Here is a 21856-nt window from a genome sequence, read left to right as displayed (position 1 = left end):
GGCAATAAAGAGAATCAGCACAAAGACGATGGAACCTGTAAATAATACTTTTCATCCACCCTCATTTCCGCAGAAAATATGGCTATGCAGACACCTTCGAAAAAAATATTAATGGTGGACGACGACTTGCGCATGCGCGAGTTGTTGCAACGTTATCTGGGCGAACAGGGCTTTTCGGTAAAAGCCGTCTCCGATGCCGGAGAAATGGACCAAGTGCTTGCCCATGAGCATGTGGATTTGCTGGTACTCGACCTCATGCTCCCGGGAGAGGACGGTCTTGCCATTTGCCGCCGCCTTCGCGCCAACGGCAGCACCATCCCAGTCGTCATGCTCACCGCACGCGGAGACGAGATAGACCGCATCATCGGTTTGGAGATGGGAGCGGACGACTACCTGCCCAAGCCGTTCAACCCGCGCGAGCTGCTCGCCCGCATCAATGCGGTCCTACGCCGCCACAGCCGGCTCCCGCCCGGCACGCCGGTGGCAGAGGCGGAACACATCAGCTTCGGCGAGTTCATCTTCGACCCCTCGACACGCACGCTGACCAAGAACGGCGAACCCGTCACCATTACCAGCGGCGAATTCGCCCTGCTCAAGGTATTCGTCGACCATCCGCGCCAGCCATTGTCGCGCGACCGCCTCATGCAATTGGCCCGCGGACGCGAACTGGATGTATTTGACCGCAGTATCGACGTGCAGGTATCCCGCCTGCGCCGCCTGATCGAGCCGGACCCATCCCATCCGCGCTACCTGCAGACCATGTGGGGGTTCGGCTATGTCTTCGTTCCCGATGGCGAAACTCAGAAAAGCTAGTGTCGCGCCTCCGTGAGCCTGTTGCCCCGCACCCTTCTCGCACGCGTCATGCTGCTGATCGCCCTGTTGCTCGCAGCAGGGCAGTTCGCGGCGCTAAAGCTGTTCGACTACTTCGAAAGCGAGCCACGCGCCATGGCGGCGGCGCTACAGGCGATCACGGTCGTCAACTATACCCGCGCCTCCCTGCTCGCCGCGCATGAAAACCGCAGGCTAGCCTTGCTCTCGGAGCTATCCGGGCGCGAAGGCGTGCGGATTTACGCCGCGGACATGCTCGAGGAAATCGAGCCGCTTCCCAACGATCACCTCATCCGCCTGATCGCGGAAAAAATCCGCGAGCGCCTGGGCAAGGACACGCTCGTCGTATTGAACCACTTCGGCATACCCGGCCTGTGGGTCAGTTTCAGCCTGGGACAAGACGATTATTGGGTAGTGATTCCTCGTATCCAGGTAGACCGGCCATTCCCCTGGCAATGGCTGGGCTGGGGCGCCCTGGTTATCATGCTGTCATTGCTCGGCGCCTACCTGATCGCATCGAATATCCACCATCCCTTGCGTCTGCTGGTCAAGGCAGCAGGCCGCCTGAGCAGCGGCGAATATCCCCCGCCATTGCCGGAAGAAGGCGCACATGAGCTACGCGAAGTCAGCCGTACCTTCAATGAAATGACCGAAGCGCTGGTACGTCTGGACAACGAACGGACCTTGCTGCTAGCTGGTATTTCGCATGACCTGCGCACGCCGCTGGCGCGCCTGCGCCTCTCCGTGGAAATGCTGCCTGACGAGTACTGCGCCAGCCTCAAGACCGGCATGATCCAGGACATCGGCGACATGGACAGCATCATTCACCAGTTCCTGGATTTTGTGCGCGGGATCGAAGGCGAGCCGACGCAGATGATGGACCTCAATGCATTGCTTACCTCGATTGCAGACCGCCATATCCGCGCAGGCCGCAAATTGACCATGTCCCTGGCGCCGACCCATCTGATTCCCGTGCGCCCGCTAGCCATGCAGCGGCTGCTCACCAACCTGATCGATAATGCCTTTGCCTATGGCGGCGGTGAAGTCACGGTCAGCACGCGCATCACGGCAGGCAACATCATTCTCAGCGTATTGGATAACGGCCCAGGCATCCCTGCCTCGCAGATGGAACGCCTACTGCGGCCATTCGAGCGCCTGGACACTGCGCGCGGCAACAAAAGCGGCAGCGGCCTGGGATTGGCGATCTCCGACCGCATCGCCAAGTTGCACAAGGGCCAGCTCACCCTGCTCAACCGCCCGCAGGGAGGCCTGGAAGCCAGGCTTACCCTGCCGATACAGCCTCAGGTGACGGCGCAAACCAAGCAAGCTTTTCGCGTAAACGCACAACCTCGCCGACAATAATCAGGCAAGGCGCGCGCAACCCTGCGTGCTCCACCAGCCCGGGCAATGTCGCCAGCGTGCCCTCCACTACCCGCTGCCGCTGCGTCGTGCCTTGCTGGATGATGGCGATGGGCAGGCTTTCGGAAGCGCCGTGAGCTTGCATTTGCCGGCATATCTCGGGCAAGCCGACCAATCCCATATAAATCACGACTGTCTGGTTCGGGCGCACGAGGGCATGCCAATCCAGGTTGACCGAACCGTCCTTGAGGTGCCCGGTCGTGAACAGGCACGACTGCGCATAGTCCCGGTGGGTCAGCGGGATTCCGGCATAGCTGGATACCCCATTCGCCGCCGTGATGCCGGGCACCACCTGGAACGGGACGCCGTTCTCCATCAGCGTCTCTATCTCTTCGCCGCCACGGCCGAAAATGAACGGGTCGCCGCCCTTCAGGCGCAATACGCGCTTGCCTTCCTGGGCAAGGCGTACCAATAGCTGATTGATGTCCTCTTGCGGCAAGGTATGCTGGTCGCGCGACTTGCCCACATAAATCAGCTCGGCGTCCCGCCGTACCAACTCCATGACTTCCTTGCTCACGAGTTTGTCGTAGACGCACACATCCGCTTGCTGCATCAGGCGCAGGGCGCGGAAAGTCAGCAGGTCTGGATCTCCCGGGCCGCCGCCGACAAGATAGACTTCGCCATGATTCAGCTCGCCACTCCCTGCCAGCAATTGCTCCATGGCATGCCGCGCCGCAGACTCCTGTCCGGACAATACCTGTTCGCCTATCGCTCCCTGGAACACATCTTCCCAGAAAATCCGCCGCTGCTGCCCGGTACTGAACCGCCGCTTCACTGCCTCGCGGAACTCGGCGGCAAATGCTGCCAAACGGCCGTAGGCGGCAGGAATCATGGTTTCAATCCGGGTGCGCAGCAGGCGTGCGAGCACTGGCGCAGCCCCGCCGCTGGACACCGCCACCAGCAGTGGAGAGCGGTCCACGATCGAAGGCACGATGAATGTACAAAGTTCAGGCGCATCCACCACATTCACAGGAATATTGCGTGCCTGCGCCGCCTGGGAAACGGCGCGGTTTACCTCGGCATCGTCCGTCGCGGCAATCACAACCGCAGCGCCATCCATCTGCGATGGCTCGAATACCAAGGCAAAATGACGTATCCGCCCTTCTGCCAGCCATTGCATCAACGTAGGGTGCAACTCAGGCGCCACCACCGTGATATCAGCCCCGGCTTTTTCCAACAGGCTGACCTTGCGGCTTGCAACATCGCCTCCTCCGACCACAAGGCAGGGTCGATTGCGCAGTTTCATGAAGATAGGCAGTGTTTCCATGCATGGCATTTTATTCCATTTCCAACTTAATACGAGACTAGGCGCGACGACACGGACAGTGCAATTACACGGCAAGGAGGAGCAACACCGTATCGGATTAATTGGAAATGGGATTACTCTGCGATTGGCTTTCCGCAGCAGCTAAGCTAAAATGAGGCCTTACCCTACTGTTTTTCTTACGCTATTTTGCAGCCTGCGACGTCCACCTTCTACTCCTCCCGCGCCTCGAGCGCAGCCTGACCTGCTGTATGAATCCGCCGAAAAGAATTTTCATCAAAACCTTTGGCTGCCAGATGAACGAGTACGACTCGTCGCGCATGCTCGACATGCTGCATGCCGCAGAAGGCATGCAGACCACCGAAAACCCGGAAGAGGCCGACGTCATCCTGCTCAATACCTGCTCGGTGCGCGAAAAGGCCCAGGAGAAGGTGTTCAGCCATTTGGGGCGCTTTGCGCCGCTCAAGGAAAAGAACCCCAACCTGGTGATCGGCGTAGGCGGCTGCGTTGCAAGCCAGGAGGGCGAAAGCATCGTGGCGCGCGCGCCTTATGTCGATGTCGTCTTCGGCCCGCAGACCTTGCACCGCCTGCCGGACATGATCCAGTCCAAGCGCAAGACCGGCATTTCGCAGGTCGACATCAGCTTCCCGGAAGTGGAGAAGTTCGACCACCTGCCGCCGCCGCGGGTGGAAGGCGCCGCGGCGTTCCTCTCCATCATGGAGGGCTGCAGCAAATATTGTACGTTCTGCGTCGTTCCCTACACGCGCGGCGACGAAGTCTCGCGCCCGTTCGATGACATCCTCACCGAGGCGATCCAGCTTGCCGAGCAGGGCGTCAAGGAAATCACCCTGCTCGGGCAGAACGTCAATGGCTACCGCAGCGAAACTGCGGAAGGCGAAACCGCAGACCTGGCGCTGCTGATCGAGTACCTGGCCGAGATCCCGGAAATCGAGCGCATCCGCTACACCACCTCGCATCCGAATGAAATGACCCCTGCGCTGATTGATTGCTACGCCCGCATTCCCAAGCTGGTGTCGCACCTGCACCTGCCGGTTCAGGCTGGCTCCGACCGCGTGCTCATGAACATGAAGCGCAATTACACTACATTGCAGTACAAGTCCGTCATCCGCAAGCTGCGTGCGGCGCGGCCGGACATTTGCATCACCTCGGACTTCATCATCGGCTTCCCGGGCGAAACCGAGCAGGATTTCGAAGCCACCATGAAGCTGATGCGCGATGTCGGCTTTGATTTCAGCTTCAGCTTCGTTTACAGTCCGCGTCCCGGCACGCCTGCCTCCTACCTGCCCGACGATTGCAGTGCAGAGGAAAAGCAGTCACGCCTGTCACGCCTGCAGGCGCTCAATGAAGCGCAGGGCAAGGCCGTTAGCGCCTCCATGGTAGGCAGCGTACAGCGCGTGCTGATCGAAAGCGTTTCCGCCAAGAGCGACAGCGAACTCGCCGGGCGCACCGACAACAACCGCATCGTCAATTTCCCTGGCGATGCCGCCTTGATCAACCAGTTCGTCAACGTAAGAATCACCGAAGCCCTTTCACATACCCTGCGAGGAGAGTTGGTCTAACAATATGCCGGTAGACATTACCCTACAACCTGAAGACAACATGCGCCTCGCCAACCTGTGCGGCGCGCTGGACGAGAACCTCAAGCAGATCGAAGATGCGCTGGATGTCGGCATCTCGCGGCGCGGCGCGCATTTCCGCTTTTCCGGGGAGCAAGGCAATACCCGCCTCGCCGCACAATTAGTCGAGAATTATTACGAGCGCGCGGGCAAGCCCATCAGCCTGGAGGAAATCCAGCTGGGGCTGGTCGAACTTGACCGCCTGTCGCCCGACGAGGTCGCTACGCCTATGACTACCCTGATGACCCGGCGGCAGGACCTGCATGGCCGTACCCCGCGCCAGGTCAGCTACCTGCAGCAGATCCAGGATTTCGACATCACCTTCGGCATCGGCCCCGCCGGCACCGGCAAGACCTATCTCGCGGTTGCCAGCGCCATCGACGCCATGACGCGCGACCGAGTCAAGCGCATCGTGCTGGTGCGCCCGGCAGTGGAAGCCGGCGAGCGCCTGGGCTTCCTGCCGGGCGACCTCTCGCAGAAAGTGGACCCTTACTTGCGCCCGCTCTATGACGCTTTGTATGACCTGGCAGGCTACGACAGCGTCAACAAGATGTTCGAACGCGGCGCGATCGAAGTCGCCCCGCTCGCCTATATGCGCGGCCGCACCCTCAACCAGAGCTTCATCATCCTAGACGAGGCGCAGAACACCACGCCGGAACAGATGAAGATGTTCCTCACCCGCATCGGCTTCGGCACCAAGGCCGTCATCACCGGCGACGTTACCCAGATCGACCTCGCGCGCGGGCAGAAAAGCGGGCTGGTGGAAGCACAGAAGGTACTCAAGGATGTGCGCGGCATCGCCTTCACGCAATTCCTTTCCGAGGACGTGGTACGCCATCCGCTAGTGCAAAAAATCATCAATGCCTACGAACGCTACGACAGCGAACGGCATGCGCAGCCCAATGCAGGCAAATCTGGAGCCGACGGCAAACCCGGCACGGACAAGGAATAACCGCCATGCCCAAGCTCGCCATGAGTGTTCAATACGCTAGCGAAAACGACGGCCTTCCCAGCGAGAAGCAATTCCGCCGCTGGGCGCGCGCCACCCTGCGCGTGGATACCGAAGCGACCTTGCGCATCGTCGATGAAGAGGAAGGCCGCATGCTCAACCGCGACTACCGCGGCAAGGATTACGCCACCAACGTACTGACCTTCCCCCTGGTGGAAGAGCCATGGCTGGTCGGCGACATCATCCTCTGTGCCCCGGTGGTCGCCAAGGAAGCGCATGAACAAAACATTACACTGGAAGCGCATTACGCACACCTCACCGTGCATGGCATACTGCACATGCACGGCTATGACCACGAAGAGGAACACCAGGCCGAACTGATGGAATCGATAGAATCCGCCACCATGGTCCGGCTTGGCTATGCAGACCCTTATTTATCAGAAAAACGGAAGCCTTAATCCATCATCATGGCAGAACCCGACAAACGTAGCGCCAACGACAAACCCCATTGGCTGGAACGCCTGACCCACTTCCTGCTGCGCGAGCCTGAAGACCGCGAGCAGCTCATCGAACAACTCCACACCGCCTATGCCAACAGCGTTCTCGATGCCGATGCGCTGGCCATGATAGAAGGCGTATTGCAGGTTTCCGAAATGCAGGTGCGCGACATCATGATCCCGCGCTCGCAAATGGACGTCATCGACATCACCGACCCGCCCGAGAAATTCATCCCGTTTGTCATCGAAGCCGCGCACTCCCGCTTTCCCGTCATTGACGAAAACAAGGACGACGTCATTGGCATCCTGCTGGCCAAGGACTTGCTGCAGTTCTATAGCGGCAAGGACTTCAACGTGCGCGAGATGCTGCGTCCGGCCGTGTTCATCCCCGAATCAAAGCGCCTCAATGTCCTGCTCAAGGAATTCCGCAGCAACCGCAACCATATCGCCATCGTCGTCGACGAATACGGCGGCGTGGCCGGCATGGTCACCATTGAGGACGTCCTGGAGCAGATCGTCGGCGATATCGAGGACGAATTCGACGAGGACGAGAACGAAGACAACATCATCCAGGACGCGCATGGCCGCTACCGCGTCAAGGCGCTCACCGAAATTGCCGATTTCAACGAGGCCCTGGGCACCGAGCTCAGCGACGAGGAATTCTCCACCATAGGCGGCCTGGTGGTGAGCAAGTTCCAGCACATGCCCAAGCGCGGCGAAGAGGTCAGTTTCGACAACCTCAATGTCACGGTATTGCGCGCCGACAGCCGCCGCGTTTATTCCCTGCTGGTCGAAGTCGTTCCACCCGTACAGGATGAAAGCGGGCTGTAACAAGAGAGCTCTTCACTGAGAACGCCCAATAAGCCATTGTTGCAACAGGAACTTCAGCTCAAAATCGCTATCAAAACTGTCTGACACCTTGAATAGGGAGTTACGTGATGCGTATCGTGTGGTTTACCCTGTTATTGTCCTTGTCCTCCGGCCCGCTCCTGGCGGAAGAAAGCCAGCAGCCGTTGGAGACCGCCATCCCTACGGCTGAAACCGAATTTGTCCAGAACATCCATCAGTTCGACAAGGCCACGATCGTCGCCCAGTTCGGAGAGCCCGCCAGTAAGCAGGACTATCACCGGCCGGGCACGGACGAGCTTATGGCTTCTGTCTGGCAATACCACTACATCAATACCGATCTTGAGGGCAGTTATTACCAGACCACCGAGCTCGATTTCATCGGCGACAACGTGGTCATGGTGGTATTCATGAACCACGATGGCAAGGACGACAGCAAGTCCTCACCCAATCCGTTTACTCCCGACCTATAGTCCCAGCGTCACAACACAATAAAAAAGCCGGAATTTATCCGGCTTTTTTATTGCGATACATAGACCATATGCCAATCCAATGATTGGCAACGATACTGGTGAAGGCTACTTCTTGAGCGAATCCCGAATTTCACGCAACAACAGGACATCCTCTGGCGTAGCGGCTGGCTCAGGTACCTCGGCAGTCTTGAGCTTGTTGATGGCCCGGATCAGCAGGAATACGGCAAACGCCACAATCAGGAAGCTCACCACCGCATTGATGAACAAGCCGTAGTTGAGGGTCACTGCGCCGGCAGCATGTGCAGCCGCGACAGAGGCGTAAGGCGAGGCCACTTCAGCGCCATCCTTGAGCACGATGAAGAGGTTGCTGAAGTCCACGTTACCGAGCAATAAGCCAATCGGCGGCATGATGACGTCATCGACCAGTGATTTCACGATCGAGCCGAACGCCGCACCGATGATGATACCCACTGCCATGTCGACTACGTTGCCGCGCATCGCAAACGCTTTGAATTCCTTAAACATATTATCTCCCGTCAAAAACAGTCAGTTTGAGTAGCGCATGCATGCCGCATACCTGATACCAGTCCGAGCCGCTATAATGCAATAAACACGCGATATCCGTCCAGTTTAATACCCCTGAGGCCCACTTGAAACTTCCGCGCTTGGGTTTACCCCACTTTGCCGCCCTGCTTGCCGGGGCATTCTGCGTCATCGGCTTTGCGCCCTTTTATTGGTATCCGGCCACAATAGTAGGACTCGCCGGCCTGGTCTACCTATGGCAGAAGTCGCAAACCCCGGCCGAGGACTGGTGGCTGGGCCTGGCCTTCGGGCTTGGCTTGTTCGGCGTCGGCATCTACTGGATATACATCAGCCTGCATGATTTTGGCGGCATGCCTGCCGTCATGGCCGTCTTCGCCACTTTCATGCTCAGCCTCTTCATGGCCCTGTTCCCGGCCGCCACCGGCTGGGGGGCGCGCAAGCTCGGCAATCCCTGGCTGGGCATCCCGGTACTATGGGTATTGAGCGAATGGGTGCGCGGCTGGATATTCACCGGCTTCCCCTGGCTTTTGGCAGGCTATTCGCAAATCCCTGACAGCCCGCTGGCCGGGTTTGCCCCGGTACTCGGCATCCACGGCGTCTCGCTCGCCACCGTCCTCAGCGCCGGCCTGCTCGCCGCCATTGCCTTGCATTGGCGCCAGCGCATCATCTTGTTCCGCAGCGCGGCATTGCTGATCCTGCTATGGGTTGCCAGCGGCCTGTTGAAGCTGCCGCAATGGAGCACGCCGGCAGGTGCGCCAGTTTCCGTCGCCTTGCTGCAAGGCAATATCACGCAAGACCTTAAATGGGAAAACCAGACGTTGCGCGAAACGTTGCAACGCTACCTGGACATGACGCTGCAGACCAAGGCGCAACTCATCATCCTGCCTGAGACCGCGTTCCCGCTGATTTCCAGCCAGTTGCCGGCCGATTACCTGCACCACCTTGCCGACCATGCGCGGCAAAACGGCGGCGACATCCTGATCGGCACGGTCGAGCATGAAAACGACCGTTACTACAACAGCATGCTGAGCCTGGGCAGCTCGCCTGAGCAATCCTACCGCAAGACACACCTGGTGCCCTTCGGCGAATTCATTCCGCTCAAGCAGGTGTTTGGCTGGGTCTATGAGAACTGGCTGGACATCCCGCTCACCGACATGTCGCGAGGCGGCTTCCAGCAACGCCCGATGCGGATCGCAGGACAAGCCGTCGCCATCAACATCTGCTACGAGGACGTATTCGGCGAGGAAATCATCCTGCAATTGCCCGAAGCCAACATCCTGGTGAACACCAGCAACGATGCCTGGTACGGGGAGTCGTTCGCCGCCTACCAGCATTTGCAGATTGCACAGGCGCGATCGATGGAAACCGCGCGCATGATGCTGCGCTCGACCAACACCGGCGCCACTGCCATCATCCGGGCGGACGGCACGCTGGCAGCACATGCGCCGCATTTCCAGACCACCATTCTTGAAGGCGAGGCCCAAGGCTACCAGGGCACGACCCCTTATGTGCGCTGGGGCAACTGGCCGGTCCTGATCCTGCTGTTCACCGCGCTTGGCCTTTTATGGCGCCGTCGCGCCCGGCCTTTTGCCGCGCGGTAAAAAGAAGTAAAATCAAGCCCTTTTGCACGTTGCCGCAATGCGTGATGCGCCACCAGGCATCACACAGCGCCAACGGGTGAGCAAACCCAATCCAGACAAATAGTTAATCACACCATGCTGACTTTTCAACAGATCATCCTGACCCTGCAGCAATACTGGGACAAACAAGGCTGCGCGCTGCTGCAGCCTTACGACATGGAGGTCGGCGCAGGCACCTCGCATACCGCCACCTTCCTGCGCGCGCTCGGCCCCGAGCCCTGGAAAGCCGCCTACGTGCAGCCCAGCCGCCGCCCCAAGGACGGCCGCTACGGCGAAAACCCCAACCGCCTGCAGCACTACTACCAGTTCCAGGTCGTGCTCAAGCCGGCGCCCGACAATATCCTGGAACTCTACCTGGGCTCGCTGGAGGCCCTGGGCTTCGATCTGAAGAAAAACGACATCCGCTTTGTCGAGGACGATTGGGAAAACCCGACGCTGGGCGCCTGGGGCCTGGGCTGGGAAGTCTGGCTCAACGGCATGGAAGTCACGCAATTCACCTATTTCCAGCAGGTAGGCGGCATCAACTGCCGCCCGATCACCGGCGAAATCACCTATGGCCTGGAACGTCTGGCGATGTACCTGCAAGGTGTGGAAAACGTCTACGATCTCGTCTACTCCAAGGGCGTCAACGGCGCGCCCGACCTCAAGTACGGCGACGTATTCCACCAGAACGAGGTCGAGCAGTCCGCCTATAACTTCGAGCACAGCGACGCCGACTTCCTTTTCACCGCCTTCAACGCCCATGAAAAGAAGGCGCAGGAACTCATGGAGCACAAACTCGCCCTGCCCGCCTACGAGCAAGTACTTAAGGCCGCGCATACCTTCAACCTGCTCGACGCGCGCGGCGCGATTTCCGTCACCGAGCGCGCCGCCTATATCGGCCGCATCCGCAACCTGGCGCGCGCCGTGGCCGCAAGCTACCTCGACAGCCGCGCCCGGCTCGGCTTCCCGATGGCGCCGAAGGCCTGGGCGGATGAAGTATTGGCAGAACTGGCAAAGAAAGCAGCAGCATGAGCAACCTACTCGTAGAACTATTCGTTGAAGAACTGCCGCCCAAGGCATTAAACAAACTCGGGCAGGCGTTTTCCCAAACCCTGCTCGACAGCTTGAAAGCGCAAGGCCTCACCGCCGCAGACTCCAGCGTCACTTCTTACGCCTCGCCACGCCGCCTCGCCGCGCACATTACCAAGGTCGCGGCCAAGGCCGATGACAAGGCCGTCGCGCAGAAGCTCATGCCGGTCAGCGTAGGCCTGGATGCAGACGGCAACGCCACGCCCGCCTTACTGAAAAAACTGGCGGCGCTAGGCGTCGATGCCAGCGCCGATGCTAGTGTAGCCGGCCAGCTCAAGCGCGAACATGACGGCAAGGCGGAAGTGCTGTTCCTCGACCTCACCGTCGCAGGGGCAACACTGGCGGAAGGCTTGCAGAAAGCGCTGGATGAAGCCATCGCCAAGCTGCCCATCCCCAAGGTCATGACCTACCAGCTGCAGGACGGCTGGAGCAACGTCAACTTCGTGCGCCCGGCGCATGGCTTGGTCGCATTGCATGGTAGCGAGATCGTCCCTATCAATACATTGGGCTTGACCGCCTCCAACCAGACGCAAGGCCATCGTTTCGAAGCCACGCAGAATCCCATTGTGCTGCGTGACGCCAACAGCTACGCTGAGCAATTGCGGCAGGACGGCGCCGTGATTCCCGGCTTCAAGGAGCGCCGCGACGAGATTGCGCGCCAACTAGAAGCTGCCGCAAGCAAGCTCAAGCTGCGCCCGATCGAGGACGAAGCCCTGCTGGACGAAGTCACTGCGCTGGTCGAACGCCCCAACGTGCTGGTCGGGCAATTTGAACAAGAATTCCTTGCCGTGCCGCAGGAATGCCTGATTCTGACCATGAAGGCCAACCAGAAATACTTCCCGTTGCTGGACGCAGAAGGCAAGCTCACCAACCAGTTCCTCATCGTCTCCAACATCAGCCCGGCAGACCCGAGCGCCGTGATAGGAGGCAACGAGCGCGTGGTGCGTCCGCGCCTGGCCGACGCCAAGTTCTTCTTCGAGCAGGACCGCAAGAAAACGCTGGAGTCGCGCATTCCCGGCCTGGCCAAGGTGGTATACCACAACAAGCTGGGCTCGCAAGGCGAGCGCATCGCCCGCATGAGTGCGATAGCCAACCTCGTAGCAACCGCCCTGGGCGACCAAACCCTGGCCGCACAAGCCTCACAGGCGGCGCAGTTAGCCAAGGCCGACCTCGTCACCGACATGGTCGGAGAATTCCCTGAGCTGCAAGGCATCATGGGACGCTACTATGCGCAGCACGAGGGGCTGAGCGACGACATCGCCTATGCCATTGAGGACCACTACCGCCCGCGCTTCGCAGGCGACGAGCTGCCGCGCAACCGTATCGGCCTCGTGGTCGCGCTCGCCGACAAGCTGGAAACCCTGGCGGGCATGTTCAGCATCGGCGAAAAACCCACCGGCGAGAAAGACCCGTTCGCGCTACGCCGCCATGCCATCGGCATCCTGCGCATCCTCACCGAGGGCGGCCTGTCCCTGCCGCTCAACACTCTGCTTGAACAGACATTGTCGGTATTTCAGCACGCATTCGACCATGCAGCTGGATTACAGGCGCTGGAAGAGTTCATTTTCGACCGGCTGTCCGGCAGCCTGCGCGACCAAGGCTACAGCGTGCAGGAAGTCGATGCGGTTCTGGCATTGAGGCCGCAGTTACTTGGAGATATCGCCAAGCGGCTGGAAGCCGTACGCGCTTTCGCCAGCCTGCCCGAAGCGGCCAGCCTGGCCGCCGCCAACAAGCGCGTCGGCAACATCCTCAAAAAGTCCGAAAGCGCGATCGAGAACAATATCAACCCGGCGCTGCTGCACGAAGATGCGGAAAAAGCATTGGCACAATCGCTTTCGCAAGTTCAGCCGCAGGCGCAACAGGCGTTTGCCGCCGGCGACTACACAGGCTCGCTCAAGGCATTGGCCGCGCTCAAGGAGCCGGTGGACACCTTTTTCGACCACGTGATGGTCAATGCAGACGACCCGGCATTGAAGGCCAACCGCCTGGCATTGCTGGCGACTCTGCACCAGGCCATGAACCAGGTAGCCGATTTGTCCAGGCTCGCGGCATAATAGCCATAACAGCCTGACCGGGAACCGCCATGAAACTTGTCATACTCGACCGCGACGGGGTAATCAACCAAGACAGCGCCCAGTTCATCAAGAGCCCTGATGAATGGAAGCCGATCGAGGGCAGCCTGGAAGCCATCGCCCTCCTCAACCAGAACGGTTACCGGGTGGCATTGGCGACCAACCAGTCGGGCATTGGCCGCGGGCTGTTCGACATGGCCACCCTGAACGCGATCCACGACAAGATGCACAAGGCGCTAGCGCAGTTCGGCGGCCGCATCGATGCCCTGTTTTATTGCCCGCATGCGGCGGATGCGAACTGCAATTGCCGCAAACCCAAGCCTGGCATGATAGAGGAAATCAGCAAGCGCTTCGGCATGGACCTCAAGGGCGTGCCCAGCGTGGGAGACTCATTGCGCGACCTGCAGGCCAGCGCGGTATTCGGCGCACAACCTATCCTGGTGCTCACGGGCAAGGGCGAGAAAACCCTGGCGGCCGGCGGCCTGCCGGAAAACACCTGGGTATGCGATAACCTGGCCGAGGCAGCGCGCCGCATCATCACCGAACCAGCTTAATCAACCTGCTTGATCGAACTTGCTTAATCTATGATCTATATCCGCTCTTCCCTCTACATGCTGGGCATGTGGATTTTCACCCCCATATTCACCACGCTCTCCCTGCTCACATTCCCGTTGCCACGCAGGACGCGCTACATCCTGATCTCCGGCTGGGCAAGGAGCATGCTCTGGTGGCTGAAGCTGACCTGCGGCTTGCGCTACCGCGTCATCGGCAGGGAGAACATTCCCGACCATCCCAGCGTCATCCTCTGCAAGCACCAGTCCGCATGGGAGACCCTGGCCTTGCAGCAGATTTTCCCACCGCAAGTCTGGGTGTTGAAGCGCGAATTGCTATGGATTCCGTTTTTCGGCTGGGGATTGGCATTGACCTCGCCGATCGCCATCAACCGTGCCGCGGGACGCGAAGCCCTCAAGCAACTGGTCGCCAAAGGCAAGGAACGCCTCAAGCAGGGCTTCTTTGTCGTGATCTTCCCCGAAGGCACCCGCGTCGCTCCCGGCACCCGCGGCAAATACCATATTGGCGGGGCATGGCTGGCTGCGCACACCAAGTCCACCGTCGTGCCCGTGGCGCACAATGCCGGCGAATACTGGGGCAAGAACTCCTTCCTCAAGCGTCCCGGCACGATCACGCTCAGCATAGGCAAGCCGATTGAAACCGCAGGCATCAAGGCCGATGAGCTCAACCAGCGGGTCGAGGACTGGATCGAGCAGGAAATGCTGCTGCTGGACCGCAAATAATGCAGTACGTCCTGGCCCTGCCCGACGGGGAGCAAATCCCTTACCGGCTTGAGCGGCGGGCCAGGCGCACCATCGGCATGAAGATCACTGTGGATGGCCTGATCGTGCATGCGCCGCTGCGCATCCGCCATGCCGACCTCGAAGCCCTGTTGCGCAGCAAGGCACGCTGGATTACCTCCAAACTCAAGGCCAGGCAAGCGGCGGTCGTTCCCGAATTCGAGTGGCGCGATGGCGCCGAACTGCACCTGCTAGGCCAGCCGCTGACGTTGAGGATCACGCCATCGTCGCGCAACAGCAGCCCCAAGCTCGAAGGCAATGCGTTAAAAATAGCCACCACCAATATTCACGACCATACCATGATCGCCCGCAAAGTGATCCAATGGCTGCAGAAAGAAGCCAGGCTGGACTTTGCGCGCCGCCTGCCGATATTCGCAGCCAGGCTAGGCGAACCCACCCCCGCCCTGTTTCTTTCTAATGCCAAGACACGCTGGGGCAGCTGCAACTCCAGGCGCGAAGTCCGCCTCAACTGGCGCCTGATCCAGGCGCCGCCTGCGCTGATCAATTACGTCATTGCCCACGAACTCGCGCACCTGCGCGAAATGAACCACTCAGCCAGGTTCTGGGCAGTAGTAGCCAAGCTGTACCCCGACTACCCAGCCGCCGAGCAAGCCCTCAAGGCCTGCTCGCAGCAGCTTTACCGTCTAGGCTGACGGAACCCGCATACGAATTTGCTGCCGACAATTGTTGCATACAAAAATAAACAATACTATACTGCAGGCATGCAGCTCACCAAATTCACTGATCTTGGCTTACGCGTATTGATGTACGTTTCCCAGCATGAGCGCAACAAACCCATCACCATCAGTGAAATCGCCACGCAGTTCAATATCCCGCGCAACCACCTGATCAAGGTCGTCACCTTCTTGAACAAGACCGGCTGGATCCAGACTACGCGCGGCCCCAATGGCGGCCTGAGGCTGGGCACGGACCCCGCTTCGTTGCGCCTTGGCCACGTGATCCGCGTGCTGGAAGGCAGCGTATCGCTGGTGAACTGCCAAGAGCCGCCCTGTCCGCTGGGAGGGCAATGCGGCCTCAAGCATGCGCTGGACCAAGGCCTGAATGCGTTCTACGAATATATGGATACCTACACATTGCAGGATGTAATTCATAACAGCACAGCCCATGTCATCATCAAGCTGCAGCAGAGCCATCTGGCGGGAATGCACTGAAATGCCCGCACCACGTTGCAGCGCTTTTTTTGCAGCAATTGTTTCATTTTATGTACAACATAAGGAGCCGATATGCTTTCTGCCGCAGCCCGTCCCTATATTGACGCCAGCGTTCCCGTCCTGAGGGAACATGGTCTGAAAATCACGCAAGCCTTCTATCAGAATATGCTGGGCACCCACCCCGAGCTCAAAAACCTGTTCAATATGGGCAACCAGGCCAGCGGCATCCAGCAGCAGTCCTTGGCTTCTGCCGTTTTTGCCTATGCCGCCAATATCGACAACCCTGCCGCCCTGGCGCCCGTGGTCAAGCGCATCGTGCACAAGCATGCCGCCGTCGGCATCACGCCGGAGCACTACCCTATCGTCGGCACGCACCTGCTCGGCGCCATCAAGCAAGTATTGGGAGAGGCCGCCACCGATGAGCTGCTGGCAGCTTGGGGCGAGGCCTATTGGCTGCTGGCCGACCTCCTGATCGAGGAGGAAAAATCGCTGTATGCTAGCACCGCCAGCACGGCAGGCGCCTTGATGACGCTCAAGGTCGCGCGCAAGGTATTCGAATCAGAGCACATTGTCTCGTTTTACCTGCAGCACCCGGACGGGCGTAAACCAGGGGATTTCCTGCCCGGCCAATACATCAGCGTGGAAATGCAGTTCGAGCAAGGCAAGAGGCGCCAGCTCAGGCAGTACAGCCTGTCGGACTCGATCGCGGCTCCCTGGTGGCGCATCTCGGTGAAGCGCGAACAGGAGGCAGAAAAGCCGCAGGGCCTGGTTTCCAACTGGCTGCATGACGAAGTCAAGGTCGGCGACCTGATCCAGGCCACGCCTGCATTCGGCGATTTTGTGCTGGATACCGTCATCAGCGACCAGCCATTGCTGCTTCTTTCGGCCGGCGTCGGCATTACCCCCATGTTGTCCATGTTGAACTCAGTGCGCGACCTCGCACCGCAGCGCCCGGTATTCTTCGCGCATGCGGCGCGCAGCCCGGCATGGCAAAGCCATAGCCTGGACCTGCAAGAAGCCAGGTATCGCATGCCCAACCTGGCAACCGCATTGTTCTATGAAAGCCTGGAAGGCGCGCATGGCAGCATAGGCGGCGTATACCACGGAAGGATGGATGTCACCGGCTTATGGCCGGCAGCGCTGCAAAATGCGGATATTTACCTGTGCGGCCCGCTGGGCTTCATGCAAGCGCAGCGCGAGCAGCTATTGCAGGCAGGCGTCAACCCCAACCGCATCAAGCGCGAGGTATTTGGCCCAGACCTGCTGGATCATTTACTGTAAGCAAAGAAATAAACGGAAAATTCTGGCACCGGCGGGCAATATGCTCGCCGGCAATGGGAGTCTACTCAGGCAAAGCCGACCGGCATGGCGATGTCGTTTTCCTGATGCGCCTCGCGCAAGCATTGCTTGGCGCAGCTGGCACATTGGCCGCACTCGCTGGCCACGCCCAGATCGCGCCTCAAATCCTTGAGACTGCTGGCTCCTGCGCGCGCTGCCTGGAGAATTTGGCGATCAGTGATGGCCCGACAAACACAGACGTACATAGAACGATCAGTGGCTTTCTCTTGCTGAATCAAGATGCGTTAACAAACGATAACCATTATCGTTTTAACTCCCTGTCTTGTCAAGAGAAATTCCCGACCGACATGCAATAAAAAACCGCAGGCAAAGCTGCGGTTTTTTCTGGATGAAAGCCAGCTTAGTCTGCGGCTTCCATATGGGCTTGCAGATAGTTGGGCAATGTCACATCGGCAATCAGGCTGTGCTGGGTTTCCAGCCAATCGATCGCAGCCTCGCTTTTTTCCAGCAGTTCTTCCAGCAGGTCGCGGCTGACGTAATCCTGCAACTCCTCGCATAACGCGATCGCCTCCACCAGCAACGGGCGGTGGATTTCCCTTTCGTACTTGAGGTCGCCCTGCAGGCATTCCACCACATTTTCACCGATCAGCAACTTGCCCAGGTTCTGCAGGTTGGGCAGGCCGTCAAGGAACAGGATGCGCTCGATCAGCTCATCCGCCTCCTTCATCACGCGGATGGATTGCTTGTACTGATAGTCGTTGAGCTTTTCCAGCCCCCAGTTGCGGAACATGCGGGCATGCAGGAAGTACTGGTTGATCGAGGTGAGCTCGTTCTTCAATACCTTGTTGAGAATATCGATAATCTTTTTGTCGCCCTTCATCATATGCTCCTTATCAAACCGCAGGCTCAGACTTCATCTGGCTCTGCAGGTAGTTTTCCAGGCCGACCAGGCCGATCAGGCGTAGCTGTTGCTCGATCCAGTAGGCATGGTCCATTTCGGTATCGTCGAGTTGCAGCAGCAGCATGTCGCGCGTCACATAATCGCCGGCCTTTTCGCATTGCGCCATGGCCGCCTTGAGATCGGCTACGACCTTGTATTCCAGCGCCAGGTCGGACTTCAGCATCTCGGGCACGGTTTTCCCTGTCGTCAACCCATGGCGCTTTTCCAGGTTTGGCTTGCCTTCCAGGAACAGGATGCGCTGAATGATGGCGCGTGCGTGCTGGCGTTCATGGTCGGACTCGTGCAGGGTTTTCTGCGCCAGTTGCCCCAGGCCGAAGTCGGCATACATTTCGCCATGGAGCAGGTATTGATCAACAGCTGTCAGCTCGCCTGCCAGCAGCTCGTTCAGGGTTTCGATGATTTTCTTATCGCCTTTCATAGCGCCTCCACGGATGATTTGTCCAATTGCACGCATCATACCCAATACCATCTGAAATGGATAGGAAAATATTTTTGTAAATTATTGATTTTTAATGATTTTATAAAGAAAAATACCAACAAGAATCATTCTTCGTACTACACGAGAACACGTCACTTTCGCGAGAAGATATCGAAAAGAAAAAGCTGGAATGCAGGCGCGCTATCGCAGGCGCAAGGCGTTGAGTATGACGATCAGGGAGCTCACGGACATGCCGATCGCCGCCATCCATGGCGCAATAAGCCCCGTGGCGGCAAATGGCAATGCCACGGCGTTATAGACCAGGGCCCAGGTGAAGTTCTGGCGCACGATGCTGACGGTGAAGCGTCCCGTGGTGATGGCATGGTCGATCTCCTGCAGGTTTTCCCCGAGCAGCACGATATCCCCGGAGGCCCTCGCCATTTGCGTGCCATTGCCCATGGCGAACGACACTTGCGCCCCTGCCAGCACCGGGGCGTCGTTGATGCCGTCGCCGACCATGGCAACCACCTCTCCTCGCTGCTGCATCTCGCGCAAGGCGGCAAGCTTGCCCTCAGGGGTCAGGCCCGCCCGCCAGTCGTCAATACCGGCCACCGAGGCGAAATGCTGCACGCTGGAGGCCGTATCGCCGCTCAATATCGATACGGCAATGTTGCGCCTCTTGAGATTGCCTACCAGCGCCGCGACTTCCGGGCGCATCGTATCCGCCAATACAAATGCCGCCATCACCTGCCGCGAATTGCTGAGCCATACGATGCTGGCTCCTGGCTCCAAACCGGACAATTCAGGGTATGCAACCTGAGGATTGAGCGCCATATTGCCGATAAAGTAGCGTTCGCCATCCACTTCGCCGCTGATGCCCTTGCCTGGCTGGTTATTGACGCCAACCACGCCGGAACGCTCGCCCGCAGGCACCACGTCGGTGAAGCTGCGTGCCAGCGGATGTTCCGAGGCCTGCTCCAGGCTTGCGGCAATGCGCAGCGACGCTTCAGCCTCGTACCCATGATAGGGAACGGTTGCAATAATGTGCGGACGGCCGATGGTCAGCGTGCCGGTCTTGTCGAACACCACATGCGTGACCTTGGCGAGGGACTCCAAGGCATGGCCGCGCGTCAGCAACACGCCCCGCCCAACCAGGTGCGAGCCAGCCGCTGCAAATGCCGCTGGCGCTGCCAGCGATAACGCGCACGGGCAACTCACCACCAGCACCGCGAGCACGATCTCAAAGCAGCGCTCCGGCGCGATCCACCACCAGGCCAGGCCGATCACCACGACGGCAATCAGCAGGATAGTGGTGAAATACATGGCGACATGATCGGCCACCCTCGCGAGGCGCGGCTTCTCCGCCTGGGCGCGGTCCAGCAGGCGCGCGATCCCCGCAATCACGGTCTGCTCGCCAAGGCCGGTCACCCTGACTTGCAGCGGACTTTCGTAATTGACGCTGCCGGCATAAACGTAGGTCCCCGGCAGTTTTGCTACCGGGCGGCTTTCGCCGGTGAGCAGTGCCTCATCGACCTGGCTTTCCCCTTCCGTCACGACGCCGTCGCCTGCAATGGCCTCGCCGGGTTTCACCAGCAAGGTATCGCCTACTTGCAGCTCATGCAGCGGCACCATCTGCGGCTGCTGATTATCATCCAGCCTGGTAGCCATCGGGGGAATCAGCCGGTGCAGGTTCTCCGCCGCTTCCACCGATTTTTCTCGTGCGTGGCGCTCCAGGTAGCGCGTGGCGAGCAGGAAGAAAATCAGCATGGTCAGGGTGTCGTAATACACGATGCCTTGCCCCTGGAATGTCACCCAGACGCTACCGATGAAGCCGGTGATCAGACCCAGGCTGATAGGCACGTCCATGCCCACCCTGCGGTTGACAATGCTGCGCCAGGCGGCTTGGTAGAACGGCCAGGCCGAATAGATCATCGCCGGGACGGTGATCACCAGACTGAACCAGCGCAGCAGTTGCTCGGTGGCAGGCTCCAGCCCCTGCTCAGGGCCGGCATAGAATGCCACGGCCACCATCATCACCTGCGCCGCGGAAAGCCCGGCGATCGCCAGCCGGCGGAAATCCTGCCGCCGTTGCTGTTCGCGCACGGCTTCCTGTTGTTGCGCGCTGAAGGGGTGAGCGTGATAGCCCAGCTTGCGGATTTCGGCCAGGATCTGGCTCAAGCGGATTTTGCCGTCATCCCAGCGCACTCGCGCACGGTGGGAGGAATAATTGATCGAAGCCGACGCGACGCCATCCAACTGCTGCAGGTGGCGCTCGTTGAGCCAGATGCAGGCTGCGCACGTGATCCCCTCGAGAATCAGCGAGGCTTCCAGCAAGTTTCCCGATTCATCGTGCACAAAGCTTTTCTGCACTTCGGGATGGTCGTACAGCTCAAGTTGGCGCAGCTCGTCCGGCACCAGCTCCTCGGCTGTCTGGGGCAGTTCGGTACGGTGCCGGTAATAGTCTTCCAGCCCGTTCTCGACGATCGACTCGGCCACCGCCTGGCAGCCATGGCAGCACATCCGGCGGCACTGCCCGAGGATGGCCGCGTGAAACTCGCTGCTGGCCGGTACCGGCAGGCCGCAATGGTAGCAAGACGCTTCCAGCGCCTGCGGACTATTCATCGCCGATGAACAGCGACTCCTGCTTGCGGTAGCGCTTGTCGCCCTGCTTGACCAATACTTCGGCAATCCATCGCCCCGAGTCGGGCAAGACGACATCGGCGCCATATTCCCCTTCGGCCTGTTCTTCCAGGACGTAAATCTTGTCGTCGCGGCTATTCGCCATGCGCCAGAAATTGAGCGTTACCTCGGCCTGGGTGACGGCATTGCCGTTCTCGTCGAGAATACGCGCCACAATGCGCTTCGAGGTGCCTGGATTCAGATCCTCGACTCCTTGCAGCTTGAGCTGCCAACCCAGGGCTTGCTGCTGCTGCAGCTGCTCGAGGTGCGGCTGGTAGCTCTTGTTGCGGTCATGCGGCATCACGCCTGGAAACGCGGTATGCACCCGCTGGTTGTCAGGATTGGGCAGGAAAAAGGATGTCAGGCTCTGCGGCAGTCCCCGCCCTGCTATGGAAAGCAGGATCGCATTCGAAATCACCAGGAAAATGAAAAAGCCGATGATGATCTTCGGGCCCCAATGCATGGATTGCTGCTTCTGCTTCATGCTGCCAAACACGCCGAGCAGGCCCGCATTGGCAAGGAACACCGCGAAGTGGATCGCCAGCACATCGCCGCCCGCCCAATGCTGGGTGCTGTAGACGATATACAGCAGGAACGGGATGGCGCCGCTCAATACGGCTGCCCAGAAGTTGACCACCCGGGCGGCACGCAGCAGGAAATAAAGCCCGATGGCGAAGATGAGGCCGCCGAACAAGGTTTCGGCGATGGATAAAACGGGAATCAGCTTAAGCATGTA

Annotated in this window: 22 protein-coding genes; 15 read left to right on the top strand and 7 right to left on the bottom strand. The window is 59.4% G+C overall.

Translation table 11 applies throughout. The annotated features are described in order from the left end of the window. The first annotated feature begins 78 nt into the window (after window positions 1–78). Together ompR and ACKF11_RS01885 are read left to right on the top strand one after the other, a co-directional pair. Window positions 79–813 (top strand): osmolarity response regulator transcription factor OmpR, encoded by a 735-nt coding sequence (gene ompR, locus ACKF11_RS01890; protein WP_407995157.1) that lies wholly within the window; start codon window positions 79–81, stop codon window positions 811–813. Between the two features lie 12 nt (window positions 814–825). Next, on the top strand, window positions 826–2190 hold the full coding sequence (locus tag ACKF11_RS01885; protein WP_407995757.1) for an ATP-binding protein: 1365 nt from the start codon (window positions 826–828) through the stop codon (window positions 2188–2190). Here the strand turns inward: ACKF11_RS01885 and cysG are convergent. Continuing rightward, entirely contained in the window at window positions 2111–3514 is a 1404-nt protein-coding gene (gene cysG / locus ACKF11_RS01880) for a siroheme synthase CysG (protein WP_407995756.1), read from the bottom strand. The two genes, ACKF11_RS01885 and cysG, sit on opposite strands and share 80 nt — an antisense overlap. 248 nt (window positions 3515–3762) lie before the next feature. Between cysG and miaB the strand changes: the two genes are divergently transcribed. From miaB to ACKF11_RS01855, 5 genes are all read left to right on the top strand, one after another. Continuing rightward, the gene (gene miaB, locus ACKF11_RS01875) at window positions 3763–5091 is read left to right on the top strand and encodes a tRNA (N6-isopentenyl adenosine(37)-C2)-methylthiotransferase MiaB (RefSeq protein WP_407995755.1); all 1329 of its coding nucleotides are present in this window, start codon (window positions 3763–3765) and stop codon (window positions 5089–5091) included. A gap of 4 nt (window positions 5092–5095) precedes the next feature. Next, complete coding sequence (locus ACKF11_RS01870) at window positions 5096–6100, top strand: PhoH family protein (RefSeq protein ID WP_309564539.1); 1005 nt, start codon at window positions 5096–5098, stop codon at window positions 6098–6100. A 5-nt stretch (window positions 6101–6105) separates the two neighbouring features. Then, the gene (ybeY, locus tag ACKF11_RS01865) at window positions 6106–6555 is read left to right on the top strand and encodes an rRNA maturation RNase YbeY (protein WP_407995754.1); all 450 of its coding nucleotides are present in this window, start codon (window positions 6106–6108) and stop codon (window positions 6553–6555) included. A gap of 9 nt (window positions 6556–6564) precedes the next feature. Beyond that, window positions 6565–7425: a CorC family transporter gene (locus tag ACKF11_RS01860; protein ID WP_407995152.1), complete on the top strand. Its 861-nt coding sequence runs from the start codon at window positions 6565–6567 to the stop codon at window positions 7423–7425. Between the two features lie 107 nt (window positions 7426–7532). Continuing rightward, window positions 7533–7913, top strand: a complete 381-nt coding sequence (locus ACKF11_RS01855) for a hypothetical protein (protein ID WP_407995753.1) — start codon at window positions 7533–7535, stop codon at window positions 7911–7913. Between the two features lie 105 nt (window positions 7914–8018). On the opposite strand, the gene mscL is transcribed toward ACKF11_RS01855, so the two are convergent. After that, window positions 8019–8438 (bottom strand): large conductance mechanosensitive channel protein MscL, encoded by a 420-nt coding sequence (gene mscL / locus ACKF11_RS01850; RefSeq protein WP_309564535.1) that lies wholly within the window; start codon window positions 8436–8438, stop codon window positions 8019–8021. A 125-nt stretch (window positions 8439–8563) separates the two neighbouring features. Between mscL and lnt the strand changes: the two genes are divergently transcribed. The 8 genes from lnt (at window position 8564) to hmpA (ending at window position 17044) form a co-directional block, all read left to right on the top strand. Continuing rightward, window positions 8564–10057 (top strand): apolipoprotein N-acyltransferase, encoded by a 1494-nt coding sequence (lnt, locus tag ACKF11_RS01845; RefSeq protein ID WP_407995752.1) that lies wholly within the window; start codon window positions 8564–8566, stop codon window positions 10055–10057. 114 nt (window positions 10058–10171) lie between these two features. Continuing rightward, window positions 10172–11110: a glycine--tRNA ligase subunit alpha gene (glyQ, locus tag ACKF11_RS01840; protein ID WP_309564533.1), complete on the top strand. Its 939-nt coding sequence runs from the start codon at window positions 10172–10174 to the stop codon at window positions 11108–11110. Next, on the top strand, window positions 11107–13221 hold the full coding sequence (gene glyS / locus ACKF11_RS01835) for a glycine--tRNA ligase subunit beta (protein WP_407995751.1): 2115 nt from the start codon (window positions 11107–11109) through the stop codon (window positions 13219–13221). Before glyQ ends, glyS begins: the two co-directional genes overlap by 4 nt. A gap of 29 nt (window positions 13222–13250) precedes the next feature. Continuing rightward, on the top strand, window positions 13251–13793 hold the full coding sequence (gmhB, locus tag ACKF11_RS01830; protein ID WP_407995148.1) for a D-glycero-beta-D-manno-heptose 1,7-bisphosphate 7-phosphatase: 543 nt from the start codon (window positions 13251–13253) through the stop codon (window positions 13791–13793). 30 nt (window positions 13794–13823) lie between these two features. Then, complete coding sequence (locus ACKF11_RS01825; protein ID WP_407995750.1) at window positions 13824–14534, top strand: lysophospholipid acyltransferase family protein; 711 nt, start codon at window positions 13824–13826, stop codon at window positions 14532–14534. Beyond that, window positions 14534–15244 (top strand): M48 family metallopeptidase, encoded by a 711-nt coding sequence (locus ACKF11_RS01820; RefSeq protein WP_407995749.1) that lies wholly within the window; start codon window positions 14534–14536, stop codon window positions 15242–15244. Before ACKF11_RS01825 ends, ACKF11_RS01820 begins: the two co-directional genes overlap by 1 nt. 69 nt (window positions 15245–15313) lie before the next feature. Further along, complete coding sequence (locus ACKF11_RS01815; RefSeq protein ID WP_407995145.1) at window positions 15314–15763, top strand: RrF2 family transcriptional regulator; 450 nt, start codon at window positions 15314–15316, stop codon at window positions 15761–15763. A gap of 72 nt (window positions 15764–15835) precedes the next feature. Further along, window positions 15836–17044, top strand: coding sequence for an NO-inducible flavohemoprotein (gene hmpA, locus ACKF11_RS01810; protein ID WP_407995748.1), 1209 nt, complete (start codon window positions 15836–15838; stop codon window positions 17042–17044). 65 nt (window positions 17045–17109) lie between these two features. On the opposite strand, the gene ACKF11_RS01805 is transcribed toward hmpA, so the two are convergent. The 5 genes from ACKF11_RS01805 to ACKF11_RS01785 all read right to left on the bottom strand — a co-directional run bounded on the left by ACKF11_RS01805 (window position 17110) and on the right by ACKF11_RS01785 (window position 21853). Further along, window positions 17110–17307, bottom strand: a complete 198-nt coding sequence (locus ACKF11_RS01805; RefSeq protein WP_407995747.1) for a (2Fe-2S)-binding protein — start codon at window positions 17305–17307, stop codon at window positions 17110–17112. 155 nt (window positions 17308–17462) lie between these two features. Beyond that, on the bottom strand, window positions 17463–17942 hold the full coding sequence (bfr, locus tag ACKF11_RS01800; protein ID WP_309565114.1) for a bacterioferritin: 480 nt from the start codon (window positions 17940–17942) through the stop codon (window positions 17463–17465). Between the two features lie 13 nt (window positions 17943–17955). Further along, on the bottom strand, window positions 17956–18441 hold the full coding sequence (gene bfr / locus ACKF11_RS01795; RefSeq protein WP_407995746.1) for a bacterioferritin: 486 nt from the start codon (window positions 18439–18441) through the stop codon (window positions 17956–17958). A gap of 201 nt (window positions 18442–18642) precedes the next feature. Then, window positions 18643–21063 carry a heavy metal translocating P-type ATPase gene (locus ACKF11_RS01790; protein WP_407995745.1) on the bottom strand — a complete coding sequence of 807 codons (2421 nt, stop codon included), beginning with the start codon at window positions 21061–21063 and terminating at the stop codon, window positions 18643–18645. Next, on the bottom strand, window positions 21056–21853 hold the full coding sequence (locus tag ACKF11_RS01785; RefSeq protein ID WP_407995744.1) for a FixH family protein: 798 nt from the start codon (window positions 21851–21853) through the stop codon (window positions 21056–21058). The genes ACKF11_RS01790 and ACKF11_RS01785 overlap by 8 nt, the downstream gene beginning before the upstream one ends. Window positions 21854–21856 lie beyond the last annotated feature (3 nt).

It is taken from the genome of Methylobacillus draconifructus (assembly GCF_045984385.1).
GTDB classification, from domain to species: domain Bacteria; phylum Pseudomonadota; class Gammaproteobacteria; order Burkholderiales; family Methylophilaceae; genus Methylobacillus; species Methylobacillus flagellatus_A.
The sequence above is the reverse complement of the archived record's forward strand: the minus strand, read 5'-3'. Positions and strand labels throughout refer to the sequence as shown.

Coding starts and splice junctions, on each gene's coding strand:
- ACKF11_RS01825 (WP_407995750.1), top strand. CDS start 13,824: ATGATCTATATCCGCTCTTCCCTCTACATGCTGGGCATGTGGATTTTC.
- ACKF11_RS01855 (WP_407995753.1), top strand. CDS start 7,533: ATGCGTATCGTGTGGTTTACCCTGTTATTGTCCTTGTCCTCCGGCCCG.
- ybeY (WP_407995754.1), top strand. CDS start 6,106: ATGCCCAAGCTCGCCATGAGTGTTCAATACGCTAGCGAAAACGACGGC.
- ACKF11_RS01805 (WP_407995747.1), bottom strand. CDS start 17,307: ATGTACGTCTGTGTTTGTCGGGCCATCACTGATCGCCAAATTCTCCAG.
- glyS (WP_407995751.1), top strand. CDS start 11,107: ATGAGCAACCTACTCGTAGAACTATTCGTTGAAGAACTGCCGCCCAAG.
- hmpA (WP_407995748.1), top strand. CDS start 15,836: ATGCTTTCTGCCGCAGCCCGTCCCTATATTGACGCCAGCGTTCCCGTC.
- glyQ (WP_309564533.1), top strand. CDS start 10,172: ATGCTGACTTTTCAACAGATCATCCTGACCCTGCAGCAATACTGGGAC.
- ACKF11_RS01785 (WP_407995744.1), bottom strand. CDS start 21,853: ATGCTTAAGCTGATTCCCGTTTTATCCATCGCCGAAACCTTGTTCGGC.
- miaB (WP_407995755.1), top strand. CDS start 3,763: ATGAATCCGCCGAAAAGAATTTTCATCAAAACCTTTGGCTGCCAGATG.
- ACKF11_RS01790 (WP_407995745.1), bottom strand. CDS start 21,063: ATGAATAGTCCGCAGGCGCTGGAAGCGTCTTGCTACCATTGCGGCCTG.
- mscL (WP_309564535.1), bottom strand. CDS start 8,438: ATGTTTAAGGAATTCAAAGCGTTTGCGATGCGCGGCAACGTAGTCGAC.
- ompR (WP_407995157.1), top strand. CDS start 79: ATGGCTATGCAGACACCTTCGAAAAAAATATTAATGGTGGACGACGAC.
- ACKF11_RS01820 (WP_407995749.1), top strand. CDS start 14,534: ATGCAGTACGTCCTGGCCCTGCCCGACGGGGAGCAAATCCCTTACCGG.
- ACKF11_RS01860 (WP_407995152.1), top strand. CDS start 6,565: ATGGCAGAACCCGACAAACGTAGCGCCAACGACAAACCCCATTGGCTG.
- gmhB (WP_407995148.1), top strand. CDS start 13,251: ATGAAACTTGTCATACTCGACCGCGACGGGGTAATCAACCAAGACAGC.
- ACKF11_RS01870 (WP_309564539.1), top strand. CDS start 5,096: ATGCCGGTAGACATTACCCTACAACCTGAAGACAACATGCGCCTCGCC.
- ACKF11_RS01815 (WP_407995145.1), top strand. CDS start 15,314: ATGCAGCTCACCAAATTCACTGATCTTGGCTTACGCGTATTGATGTAC.
- bfr (WP_407995746.1), bottom strand. CDS start 18,441: ATGAAAGGCGATAAGAAAATCATCGAAACCCTGAACGAGCTGCTGGCA.
- bfr (WP_309565114.1), bottom strand. CDS start 17,942: ATGAAGGGCGACAAAAAGATTATCGATATTCTCAACAAGGTATTGAAG.
- cysG (WP_407995756.1), bottom strand. CDS start 3,514: ATGGAAACACTGCCTATCTTCATGAAACTGCGCAATCGACCCTGCCTT.